Source organism: Nostoc sp. JL31 (assembly GCF_017114965.1).
Taxonomy (GTDB): domain Bacteria; phylum Cyanobacteriota; class Cyanobacteriia; order Cyanobacteriales; family Nostocaceae; genus Nostoc; species Nostoc punctiforme_A.
Map to the genome: position 1 here is coordinate 50,296 of NZ_JABXKO010000029.1, position 12,796 is coordinate 63,091.

The 12,796-nt window shown below is 43.4% G+C and carries 6 protein-coding genes; 3 read left to right on the forward strand and 3 right to left on the reverse strand.

Features of this window, described 5'->3' with window-relative positions:
* Positions 1 to 5: 5 nt before the first annotated feature.
* From HWQ43_RS05285 to HWQ43_RS05295, 3 genes are all read right to left on the reverse strand, one after another.
* Positions 6 to 734 (reverse strand): gamma-glutamyl-gamma-aminobutyrate hydrolase family protein, encoded by a 729-nt coding sequence (locus HWQ43_RS05285; protein ID WP_292730970.1) that lies wholly within the window; start codon positions 732 to 734, stop codon positions 6 to 8.
* A 46-nt stretch (positions 735 to 780) separates the two neighbouring features.
* The gene (locus HWQ43_RS05290) at positions 781 to 2,127 is read right to left on the reverse strand and encodes a glutamate-cysteine ligase family protein (protein WP_292730972.1); all 1,347 of its coding nucleotides are present in this window, start codon (positions 2,125 to 2,127) and stop codon (positions 781 to 783) included.
* A 338-nt stretch (positions 2,128 to 2,465) separates the two neighbouring features.
* A complete protein-coding gene (locus tag HWQ43_RS05295; protein ID WP_292730974.1) occupies positions 2,466 to 3,800 on the reverse strand; it encodes an alcohol acetyltransferase in 1,335 nt (444 codons plus the stop codon).
* Positions 3,801 to 4,608: 808 nt separating this feature from the next.
* Here HWQ43_RS05295 and HWQ43_RS05300 point away from each other — a divergent pair.
* The 3 genes from HWQ43_RS05300 (at position 4,609) to HWQ43_RS05310 (ending at position 12,671) form a co-directional block, all read left to right on the forward strand.
* Entirely contained in the window at positions 4,609 to 9,423 is a 4,815-nt protein-coding gene (locus HWQ43_RS05300) for a CHAT domain-containing protein (RefSeq protein ID WP_292730976.1), read from the forward strand.
* Between the two features lie 192 nt (positions 9,424 to 9,615).
* A complete protein-coding gene (locus HWQ43_RS05305; RefSeq protein ID WP_292730978.1) occupies positions 9,616 to 10,353 on the forward strand; it encodes a DUF928 domain-containing protein in 738 nt (245 codons plus the stop codon).
* 77 nt (positions 10,354 to 10,430) lie between these two features.
* Positions 10,431 to 12,671, forward strand: coding sequence for an adenylate/guanylate cyclase domain-containing protein (locus HWQ43_RS05310; RefSeq protein ID WP_366932787.1), 2,241 nt, complete (start codon positions 10,431 to 10,433; stop codon positions 12,669 to 12,671).
* Positions 12,672 to 12,796: the final 125 nt, after the last annotated feature.

A 12,796-nucleotide genomic window follows, 5' to 3' on the forward strand; every position in this document is an offset into this window, starting at 1 on the left:
CAGTCTTATTGTTTTGTATGTGCAGCCTGAACGAGAGCTAGAAAAACTCTTTGATGATTGGGATCGAGAATTGAAAGCTCAGGATGCCATTGCACACCAATTGCCCAAGGATGGTGTTCATGCTCCACAGCTTCAATGACTCCATCATCCGAAGCATGAGCAACAACCCGCCAACCAGGTGGTACTTTATCTACCGCTTGATGATGCCAAGAAACTACAGATATGTGAGAATTCTGTAAACAGTTAGCTAAAAGACTTTCTACATCTATCCTGACGAGATGTTCTGTAGGTAAACGTCGTCCAGGTTCAGGTTCTAGACGATGTAATGCAGATGTACCGTAAACATCTGGAATGTGAGGAATTAGAGTACCCCCACAGGCGACGATGAGAATTTGTAAACCCCGGCAAATACCCAATATCGGCAGATGACGTTCAAGAGCAAACTTGCCAAGCTGCAATTCAAAAGCATCACGTTCGCGATCGACAGAATAAATAGTAGGATGAGCAAAACCGTTGTAGCAAGCAGGGTCAATATCTCCACCACCAGAGATGATTAAACCATCCAAAGAATCTAGAAGTATGGCAGGCTCAACTTCTCCTGGTGGTAATAATATGGGAATGCCACCTGCTTTACGGACTGCATCTATATATTCACTTGGCAGAGAAAATGGTAATGCTGCAAGGCGACCGTAAGTTGTAATCCCAATCAATGGTTTTCGAGATTTTCTACTCATCTTGATGCTATTTCACTATTTCGTCTAGCAGTTTTGTCAGATTCGATTAATGCTGCTGTAGCAACAATCCTTCATCAGTATCCAAAGCTGCGAGGGGATTTTCTATATCTATCGATGAAACCTGTGCTTCTAGCTTGTCACAACTTGAGCGCACTAAACGCAAACCGGCATCTAATGAAAGTTGAGTAGTTGTTGGGGTAAGCTCTTGCAAGATGCTGGCTTCTATCGTCTGATACCGATCGAGGTTTCTGCTGAGTTTTGCCAGAAAATTTGCTCCTTCCCCACCAACAGCGCTGGCAAACTGCAAAATGGAATCGACGTAAGCTCTAACTTTGGGGTTTTTAATTCCTTCTGTAGCTGAGGCTAAGAGCAATTCCCCATTAAGATATTCAAAATCTGGTATATACAAGCGATTGCCAACTAGTTCAAATATCTGCATTCCTTTAGATGGTCTTACTGTTAACTTCTCGTGCCTGACTCGATCAGCCAATTTTTCCAGCAAAGTCATTATAGGTAAAATTACAGAGGGAAAGTTGCTATCTATACACTTAGTTTCTACTGTGCCGAGTTTGTTGAGTCGAACTGGATTCCAAGCTGACTTGAGTAAGCTAACTCCCGATTCCTTGAACAGGTTCGGTTGAATTTCGGCTTTTTCCATCGCTTGCAGCCAAGCATAATAACGAGCGAACTGCTGCTCAACTAAACCCTCAACACTTTCGGCATAAGGCATGAGTCCACCGACAGCTTGTAAATTAGTATAAACTCCCTCCCAACCGAAGGTTTCGCTACCTCGATAACGAATTGTATGTGCGGCTAGTCCTAACGCCTGTCCTTCATAAAAGGGACACGCCCGCGTCAGAGAAATAAGTGCCGAGTCGCAAGCTGTAGCTAAATTATAGATATTTAATAGTTCTTCTCGCTCAATTGATGTTGAGTTGTAAGATACTGCAACACGAGGGTCAATTACCCCAGGCGGGACTTCCAAATGCAGGTGTGTACCTGTACATTTTCCGGCGTGCAAAAATTTTGAAATGCCGACAGTCCGCGCTTGGATATGGTAATTAGGGTGATCTCGCATAATTGGCATAGTAGGCAAAGGATAGCTAGACAGAGGGTAAAGGCGTAAACCCATCTGTTGCGCTACAGAGATCGCCAATTTGAGATTTTTGAGATAAACTCTCGCTAGTTCCTTGGCAGTGTCGGCAGGAGGTGTGTTAATTTCTACCATACTTTTAACGAACTCTGCCACAAAGTAATTGGGGTTTAAACCTTGTGCTTGAGCTTTGAAGTGACAACTCTTTAAAAACTCATCGGCGCGATCGCTCAAGCTACCAGCTTCGTCTACCAGAAAAAATTCTTGCTCCAGACCGATACGACGCTTGACTATCGCCATCTAGACCTCCACAAGGGTAATCAATATATGTAGCTTAAAGGATAAAGTTACCGCAAGACAAAACCTGTTTGAGTCAATCGACTTGGAGAATCGTAGTATCAGATTGTTAGGGATTTTGTAACCAAAAGGGACGCTAAAAGAAGGAGATAAATATAAAACTAAAATAGAATTAGCATCAGACTCTAAAAAGCCAAAACACAGAGGTACTAGACAACAAGTCGAAGCTCCGAAATTTAACCTCATTCATAAGCTTTTGAGCCTTAACTGAACCTTATTGAGTTTTAGGGATATTAATTTTTAATTTTTAATTCCCTGAAGGGGGCACACTGGCAAAAACTTTAATCCGAACAAGCATCAGCTAGGTAGGCAGTAGCATCGTCTGCGAGTGCGACGATCGTTTCCTGACTGAGTGAAGGCTCAGAAAATAGAAAATTCAAAAACATCTTTTTCTGAAACCTTAATGCCTCAACCACAAAAACACCTGGAAACGCCGATGCTGAAGCTACAGCATTAATTTCTTCAAGTTCAAATACCCCATACTGATGAGAAATATTAACTAAACCAAGCTTAGTGACTCCAACGCTAGCCATTACTTGATTTAGGAGTATCCCCTTCGTTGCCACTGCCAGTCCAGATGCTAGCATCATGCTAAATAGATCGTTGCGCTGGATATTCGTAGCGATTTCTTGTTTCACATCGCGTGCTAAATCCCAAAAGGACATACTTGGTTTTAAGGTGTGAAATGTAACAGTGGATGAAGCTAAGGACCCCATCTGCTCATCACTAATTATTGGTTGGATGCGGCGACGCAGGTCTGCAAATGACTGACAACTCAAACAGATATCTCGCTTTTTTCCACCTGTTATTTTATTCGCGGCTGCAAGCATCATAGCAGCACACAAAGCACTCTGTTCGCTCGCTTTCTCCTTTCTGTAAACTTCATTGAACCGTTGGGTGAAAGTTTCATCAAGCTGGCGATAAACCACGTTAGCACGACGTAATTCCGGTGTTTGATACTGCTCAAAACCTAAAGTTTCGGGACGATGGGCGACATATTGGCTGACAAGCCGCAACAGACAATCGATCGTATTTACCACACCACTGTATCCTCGCATTGAGGGAGGGAAAAGCTTTGGCAATGCAGGCAGCACAGGTAAACGCACCACTGCTTCGACAAGTTCGCCTGCTGCTATCTTTTGACAGTACGTCAAGATATCTGCTTGCAGTCGGATGCAGAATGTGCCATCTGCAACACCATGATGTAAGGTGACAATCAAAAAGCTGACTGTTGATTCCTTGGGTTCGCCGACAGGCTGAACCAACACAGCACGCATGAGATATTTGTCGCTTTCAATTTTTTGATTTAGTTCTTGCAAAACAATATTTTGCCACTGATTATCATCTTGGCTATTTACTAGTTGCAACGGGATCGTCACGCCTCCCTCTTCAAAGCGTGGGGAATCGGTAGAACCAACGATCCGACAATTTAGACGTGGGTGGCAACGTTGGGTCAAGTCAATTGCCTGTCTCACAATGGCTGCACTCAGGGGTCCTCTAATACGGTTAATGACAACGTTCGTTAATGCGCCCCCAAGCTGATTTGCAATTTCAAACACGCGTTCGTCAGGAGACAGTATTCTATTTACATTCAAAGTGGAAGAATTTATCTGCATTATAATTTACTCAAATACAATGTTAATATGTGGGCAATTGAGTGCTTAAATAGTTGAACCAACGACTGAGAGCGATCGCCCCATCAACTGTTCCTAAAATGCGATCCTTACTTTCGAGCTAGAAATCTTATTATTGGTTAAATAGTCTTCTATATTTCTGCCTAGAGACCATTTATAAAGTAAATCTTTAAACTACAAGACGACGCAGTATGTATTCGTAAGAGGTTAAGATCGAGCCTCTTAAAAGGATTTGTTCTTTAATAGATAGTTTTGGTTTACGACCTCCTCATATAACAATAATTTTCACTTTTTTCAATTCTAATAAAGCTTGTTTCTCATGATACAATCGCTGTGTATTTAAGATTAATTGTTGTAATTGTTCATATTCCAAACCAATCAAAGGCTTTGTTTTTTAGGATTGTCTTCAATATAATTAAGCATGTCGCTCATATTTCTGTGTAAAAAAAGCTCTATAATGTTCTTCTATCACAAAATGATACTATTTTAGAGATATCTACTGTTTGGACTTTGGACAAAAAGAAGATAGTTCGCAAGTGTTCTTTTCCCTCTGCTCGCTACGAGGCAAAGTTTGTGTGGCGCACCACTAGAATTATGGCGATCGCACATAGCAGTAACGCTCAAGATGATGGCTTTTATTTCCAAGTGAATTATCAACTTTAAGCTTGGGGAATTGGCAGTGAACAGAAAAAATCAAAAGTCAAAAAGAAATAGTAGGTTGGCAAGGCAGTACATTGGCAAGGCAGTTGCGCACTTCTTCTTACAGCGTCTTTGCCAGCAGAAGCAACTGGTGTTTAAAAGTCAGGATGCTCCATTGCCAATTGCCCTTACCCTATGCTTCTGGTTAGGGAGCATTGCTGCCAAACCCGTACTTGGACAATCTATTGTTCCAGCTAATGATGGGACAGGGACAGTTGTCACTCAAGAGGGAAATCGCATTGATATCCAAGGGGGTCAGCTTTCTGGCGATCGAGCGAACCTATTTCACAGCTTGGAGAAATTTGGACTCAATCAGGAGCAGATTGCCAATTTTCTCTCGAATCCCGATATTCATAATATTCTCACACGAGTTGTCGGCGGAGATCCTTCAACCATCAATGGACTGATTCAGGTAACTGGAGGAAATCCCAACTTATTCATCATGAATCCAGCTGGAGTCATCTTTGGGCCGAATGCCCAAATTAACCTTCCAGCTGACTTTACGGTAACGACTGCTACAGCAATTGGCTTTGACAATCGCCTTTGGTTTAATGCAGTCGGTAAAAATGATTACTCAAATTTAAATAGTAATCCCTCTGGGTTTGCCTTTGATTTCACCAATCCTGGGACTATTATCAATGCTGGTAGTTTGTCAGTTTTAGAAGGACACAATCTGACTTTAATCGGTGGGAGTATCATCAATACGGCTACATTGAGCGCACCCGGCGGCAATATCACTCTTGCAGCAGTGCCGGGGACAAACCTGATTCGGATCTCTCAAGCGGGAAACCTGCTGAGTTTAGAGCTAGAACTGCCAAGAAATACAACAGACCAACACCAAGCAATTAACCCTCTGGATTTGCCAACGCTGTTAACCCAAGGGGCTAAGGGACTAAATCTTGGTGTGATCGCAAATTTAGATGCGGGCACAGTGCAGTTAACAAATGGTACAACTATCCCAACTGCCGCAGGAACTACGATCGCTTCTGGAACCCTAGATGTTTCCAATACAGGAGTTATGCAGACAGGCGGTACAGTAAACGTCTTGGGCGATCGCGTCGGATTGATTGGTGCTAATATCAATGCCTCTGGGACAACTGGTGGCGGCATCGTTCGGATTGGGGGAGATTACAAAGGTCAAGGTATCTTGCCCAATGCCTCACAGACGTTTGTTAGCAGTGATTCGGTAATTAATGCTAACGCGCTACTAAACGGTGATGGCGGTCGGGCGATCGTTTGGTCAGATAATAACACTCAGTTCTTTGGTAAGATCGACGCCATCGGAGGGCTTAACACTGGGAATGGCGGGTTAGTAGAAGTATCTAGCAAAGGATTGCTCTTATTTCAAGGCTTGGTTGATTTGCGATCGCGTAGCGTGTCCGCAGGACTCTCGCCTGCGGGTGAAGTCGGCACGCTCCTGCTAGATCCGACTGATATCACCATCAGCAGCGCGATGGATACCGCCAGTATGACCTTCGGTAGGGGGATATTTGCTGACACCACCACAACCTCTTCTAATCTCAACTCGACTACGCTACAAAATCAACTAGCTTTAAGTAATGTTACCATTTCGACAACATCGGGTTTGGCTGGTAAAGGAGATATTACAGTCAGCAATCCGATTTCATGGAGCAGTGGTTCTTCCTTGAAATTAGCTGCCGATCGCAATCTCAACATCCATGCCAATATCGGCACAACGGGTACTGCCAATACAAATCTAACGCTAGAAGCTAATAACAGTATTTTTATCAACTCAAATGCCAAGCTAACAGCCAGTGGCGCAGGAAAGTTGGATGTCACCCTCAATGCAGATCGAGACGGGATCAATGGAGGAGCGATCGCCCTCAAAAGCGGTGCTGCGATCAATTCTAATGGAGGCAATATAGTTCTGGGTGGTAGTAGTAACCCCTTAAACGAGCCAGCACAAGGAACAGCAGCAAATCCTATTGAAGTCAGCCTTGATAGAGCTACTCTCAATTCTGGTACTGGCAATATTTCAATTAAAGGTCAGGGAAACAATGCTGATGCTAACGAGCAGAAGGGCATTTGGCTGAATAATAGCAGCATCATGGCTATAAATGGAGATATCAGCTTAACAGGCATAGGCTACGGGAATGGAAACAACAACAACGGGATTCAGTTTAACAATAGCCTGGTGAGTTCCAGTGGCACTGGGAGGATTACACTCCAAGGTACTAGTAATGCCAGGGGAGGTAGGGACAACGACGGCATTGAAGTAAACAGTAGCATCATCACCGCGACTAAAACGGGGACAATTAATCTAGAGGGGATTGCCGGAGTCGGGACTGATATTAGTGAGGGGATATATATCGGTCGCAATTCCAGAGTCCGTTCAGCCAATGGAAATATCAGCCTCATGGGTACTGGTGGTAATGGAGAGGGAAATCGTAACTTCGGTATTTTACTGGAAGACGGCGCAGAGATGGAATCGACGGGAACAGGAAATATAACCTTAGAAGGCGCTAGTAGTAACAGTACAGAAGGAATTAGCATTAAGAACAGTTTGATTAACCCCACTGGAACAGGTAGTGGTACGATCGCCCTCACTGCTGATGAAATGAACTTCCTTGGCTCTACCCAAATCAAAGGTACTGGTATCCTTCAGTTGCAGCCTCGTACTTCTAGCTTAGACATTACCTTGGGTGGCAACATTAACGATGCCCGTTTAAATCTAAATGCCAGTAAATTAAACACCTGGCAAAATGGCTTTTCTCAAATATTGATCGGGCGAGATAACAGCAGCGGTGCAATTACCTTAGCTGGTGATGTGACTTTCAATGACCCGGTTACTTTGCGATCGCTCTTTGGCTCAGGTTCCATCAACACTAGTGGATTTCAACTCACTGGAGCTGACAATGCCACCCTTAACCTGCAAGCCAACCAAAACATTACCACTGGCGATGTGGTAAATCAAGGTCGAGAGATTAGAATAACCAGCACCAGTGGCAATATCAATACCAGTGCGGGAACTCTCAACACTAGTTCTACAACTGGGAATGGGGGAGCGATCGCTCTAGAAAGCGGCGATGCCATTTCCACGGGCAACCTTAACAGCTCAGGAGTTAACGGTGGTGCCATCATCGCCAAAGCTGCCACCAATATTACCACTGGCGCAATTGATTCCAGCAGTAGTTTCGGCAACGGTGGCAATGTCACCCTTGACTCCAGCCGTGACATTCAAGCTACCCAGATTAACGCCCAAGGTGGGAAAAACGGTAGAGGTGGTGACATAGATATCACCGCTAGACAATTTTTCCGAGTAACAGACACCTTCACCGACAGCAACAGCGGTCTGGCTAGCATTTCCAGCCTTGGCGGTAACAGTGGCGGAGACATCACGATCCGGCATGGAGGAGGCAGCTTAAATCCATTTCAGATTGGCAATGCCTCCGTAAATGGTACAGCTGGTGCGATCGTTGGCGGGAAAATCTCTATTATCCCCTCTCCACCTCCAACTGAGACTCCACTTATTAATTTTAATCCCGTTGATCTCACCAATCCCTTTGCTCTTACCCAGCAACCAGAAGTAACCTTCGCCTCCACAAAAGCAACTGACACTAATATGCCAGAACTGGAGGAAGTCTTCACCAAGACCTTTGAGAATCATTTGGGTATCAGCAATGTCCGCATCAAAACCTTAAAAGAAGCCCAGGCTATACTGCGCCGAATTGAACAAGCCACTGGCGTTAAACCTGCCTTGATTTATGTCTTGTTTCAACCCCAAACCGAGCAAGACTCCAAATCTCAACAAGATGAGACTGCCAAGCAACCGAAACCTATTTGGGAATTCCATTCTCAAGGTTTGGAGCAGCGCCGACAGCAAGTACAATCCACTCAGCAACAAGCTCAAGATAACTACCAGATCGAACTAGTGATGGTCACTTCCTCTGGAACACCAATCAGACGGCAGATTAAGGGAGCGACACGAGAGCAAGTCCTCAAAAACGCTCAAGAATTCCAAGCAGCTATCACTAACATTCAACGCTCTCCCCCTTACCTGCCTTTGGCTCAAAAGCTCTATAAATGGCTGCTTGAACCTTTGGAGAAGGATTTACAAGCTCAAAAAATCACGAATCTCAGCTTTTTGATGGACGCAGGTTTACGCTCCCTGCCGATCGCCGCTCTGCATGACGGGCAAGGGTTTATTGTGGAAAGATACAGCGTTGGTCTCATGCCCAGCCTATCACTGACTGACACTCGCTATGCGGATGTGAGAAATCAGCAAGTCTTAGCAATGGGAGCCGATCGCTTCCCCGATCAAAAGCCCTTACCAGCAGCTTCAGTAGAGTTATCTTTAATCGTTAGTCAATTGTGGTCTGGCAAGTCTTTCCTCAACGAAAACTTCACCGTGGAAAAGCTTAAACAAGCCCGCGCTTTACAGACGTTTGGTATTGTCCATTTCTCTACCCATGCCAACTTTCAGCCTGGTAATATCAATAAATCCTATATTGAGTTTTGGTATAGCAAATTACTAATTAGCCAATTGCAGCAGTTGAAGTTAAGTCAGCCACCAGTGGAACTATTGGTTTTGAGTGCCTGTCGTACAGCATTAGGGAACCCAGAAGCGGAGTTGGGATTTGCAGGCTTGGCGGTGTTAGCAGGAGTGAAATCAGCGATGGGCAGTCTATGGTCTGTCAACGATGAAAGCACAATGGGACTAATGACAAGTTTCTACGAGAAATTGAAAGAAACTCCGATTAAAGCCGAGGCTCTCCGGCAAGCACAGGTAGCGATGCTCAAGGGTCAGGTGCGACTAGAGAAGGGTCGGTTGGTAACAGCGAGTAAGAGTTTTCCTTTACCGCCGGAGTTAGCACAGATAGGAGACAAAGAATTTGCTCATCCTTATTATTGGAGTGGTTTCACGATCGTCGGCAATCCCTGGTAAGAGACTTCCAGAAAATAAATTATCCAATTTGCTGGAATCATATTTTTCTGTCTCCCCCCTGCACTCTGCCTACACAGCAACGGGATATTCTTTAATTGGAAGTCCCTAAGAGAGTGCATTTTTCAGATACTTCTGAAAAGACTGATTTACTCCTTCAAAGATTTACATTCAATAGAAGTCCTTACGCGGATCATGAATTTACCAAAATCTTTTCTGTTTTTAGCGATCCTTGTTAGCGCACTTTCTCCCACCATTGTCACTTTTGCTAGCTTGCCATCACAGCGATCGCCATCGGACTTGGAGTGGAAAGTTAGTCTCAAATTCCCACCTGTAGATGACCGAGGAGCGCCCTCTCAAACATTGGGTGGAGGAACGCGTGGCTCTTCTTGTATCGATGGCAGCGGAATACCGATAACGCCTTTGATGCCGTCAAAAAATAATTTTGGGAAAACGGTTGCAGCCAATCCAACGCTATATTGGTACATTCCTCAAAATACTGCCCAATCTGGAGAATTGGCTTTGACAGATGAAGCCGGAAATCAGGTTTATCTGACAACTTTTAAACTGCCTAGTACTCCTGGCATCATTAAACTGGACTTACCAGCAAATATTTCTCTCCAAATTGGCAAGTATTATCGATGGTACTTCACAATGATTTGCGATTTTCAAGATCGCGCTCAGGATCAATCTGTCAAGGGATTACTCCAGCGTACCGAAGTAAGTTCATCCCTGAAAAGTCAGCTAGCTGGGGTAGGACTTCTAGAACAGGCAAAAATTTATGCAGAGTCTCAAATTTGGCAAGAAGCACTGAATACCGTTGCTCAATTGCGCCGCGAGAAGCCAACTGAATGGGAAGAACTTTTACAATCAGTCGGTCTAGAGGCGATCGCCAAAGAACCTTTCCTTGACTGCTGCACGAGCGATCGCTAACCTCAGTACAGTTAAATATCGGCAAAGTTAAAACGGCTACTTTGCTACCCTGAAAAATTAATTTTGGTGCAAAAAAGATGATGTGGAAAAAGCTGCTGTGGCAATGGCGCGGTGTTTTGATTACTACTCCTAGTGTGGCTGGTGTAGTCATCTTATTACGCTTTGCTGGTTTAATGCAGCCTTGGGATCTGGCGATTTTTGATCAATATATGCGTCTGCGACCCCAAGAAGCACCTGATGACCGGATTGTCATTGTGGGAGTAAATCTTGCAGACATGAAAAAAATTCGTCAGCCAATCGTTCCAGATGGTCTGTATGCTCAATTGTTGCAAAAATTAAAAGCCAGGAAACCACGAGCTATTGGTTTAGATATCTACCGCGATTTACCTGTAGAACCAGGACATCAAGAATTAACCAAAGTATTTGCATCTACCCCCAATTTAGTCGGGATTCAAAGAGTGGTAGGAGATAACCAACGCGAGCCAATTGACCCGCCACCAGCACTCAAAGATAAAGGGCAAGTAGGTGCAAATGATTTGGTTTTGGACCCAGATAAAAAGGTAAGACGGAGTTTGCTTTACTTAACAGATAAAAATGGAGAGACTATTTACAGTTTTGCATTATATTTAGCTTTACTTTATCTTGATGCCGAAGGTATTGCACCGGAAACTTTTGGACAAACAAAAAATTGGCAGTTAGGAAAGACAAGATTTATCCCCTTTGCCGCTAATGATGGTGGCTATGTGCGAGCTGATGACCGTGGCTACCAAATTTTAATTAATTACAGGGGACCAGCTAGACGCTTTTCTACAGTCACGATGACAGATATTTTGGAAGACAAGATACCACCAGAATGGGGACGCGATCGCATTATTTTGATTGGTAACGTCAGCGAGAGTTTTGAGGATTTATTCTTCACTCCCTATAGTAGTGGTTTGTTGACTTCCCCAGAACCTATGCCTGGGGTAGAGATTCACGCGAATATTGCTAGTCAAATTATCAGTGCAGCTACAGTAGATCGCCCACTAATTAAGAGTTGGTCGCAACCAGTAGAAATAGGATGGATTTTTCTGTGGTCTTTTGTGGGTGCAAGTCTAACTTGGCAGTGGCGATATGCAGGCGGGGTAAAATTTTTGTCCCTCCAGAAAATAACTAGCCCAATTTTGGCAGCAGGTGTGCTATTGGCTACTACATATACAGCCTTTATCGCCAGTTGGTGGATACCTGTAGTACCACCATTATTAGCTCTGTTGGGATCTGCGATCGCTATTACAGTCCACATCGCCCGTACTGCTGGAGAAATTCGTTATACATTTGGGCGTTACTTAAGCAAAGAAGTAGTCACTACCTTATTAGAAAGCCCAAAAGGTTTACAGCTTGGGGGCGAACGGCGCAAAATCACCATACTCGTCTCCGATTTAAGAGGATTTACCAGTATTTCTGAACAATTACCCCCGGAAAAGGTTGTTCAAGTTCTCAACTTTTATTTATCATCAATGGCAGATATCATTACCCAGTATCAAGGAACCATTGATGAATTTACAGGCGATGGTATTTTAGTGTTGTTTGGTGCCCCTACTGCCAAAGAAGACGACACTACAAGGGCTATTGCTTGTGCGATCGCTATGCAGTTAGCAATGACGAGTATAAATGAAAAGATGCAGCAGTGGAATCTGCCGCCATTAGAAATGGGAATAGCTGCCAACACAGGCGAAGTTGTTGTTGGAAATATTGGTTCTTATATCCGAACAAAATATGGTGTAGTCGGTAGTCAGGTGAATCTCACCTATCGTATTGAATCCTATACAATTGGAGGACAAATTGTTATTTCAGAATCGACATTTAGAGAAGTAGAGTCAATTGTGAAAGTCTGTGGACAAAAGCAAGTACAAGTAAAAGGAATCAAACTACCGATAAATATTTATGAAGTTAGGGGGATTATTGGAGAATACAATCTCTTTCTAACTCAAGAAGAAGAAAGATTACTAGCCTTAGCTGAAGCAATACCAATAGAATATACAATTCTAGATGAAAAGCACATTGAAAAAACCCTTTTTCAAGGCAGTTTAGTTAAACTTTCCACGAAGGGAGCCGAGGTACGTCCCAAGGATATAGAAAAGGATATTATCCCTTCGTTATTCAGTAATATTAAATTAGTTTTATCACCAAATTCTACAAAAGAATTAAGCGTTGATATTTATGCTAAAGTTTTAGAAAAACCAATAGAAGATGGGGTATTTTATATCTGTTTTACTACTAAAAGTTCTGAGATAAAAGTAATTCTTAGTAAGATTTATGGGGAGTATCCCACTTTTTAAAATTTCCAAATATAAAAATAATCTCAATACCAGAGTCTTACTATATATGTCCTCTAGCTATATTTTATTCTGAAAAATAATAAAAACTGGGATGCACCCCAAGGCAATTCCCAATTCAAAATCTA

Coding starts and splice junctions, on each gene's coding strand:
- HWQ43_RS05310 (WP_366932787.1), top strand. CDS start 10,431: ATGATGTGGAAAAAGCTGCTGTGGCAATGGCGCGGTGTTTTGATTACT.
- HWQ43_RS05305 (WP_292730978.1), top strand. CDS start 9,616: ATGAATTTACCAAAATCTTTTCTGTTTTTAGCGATCCTTGTTAGCGCA.
- HWQ43_RS05290 (WP_292730972.1), bottom strand. CDS start 2,127: ATGGCGATAGTCAAGCGTCGTATCGGTCTGGAGCAAGAATTTTTTCTG.
- HWQ43_RS05295 (WP_292730974.1), bottom strand. CDS start 3,800: ATGCAGATAAATTCTTCCACTTTGAATGTAAATAGAATACTGTCTCCT.
- HWQ43_RS05285 (WP_292730970.1), bottom strand. CDS start 734: ATGAGTAGAAAATCTCGAAAACCATTGATTGGGATTACAACTTACGGT.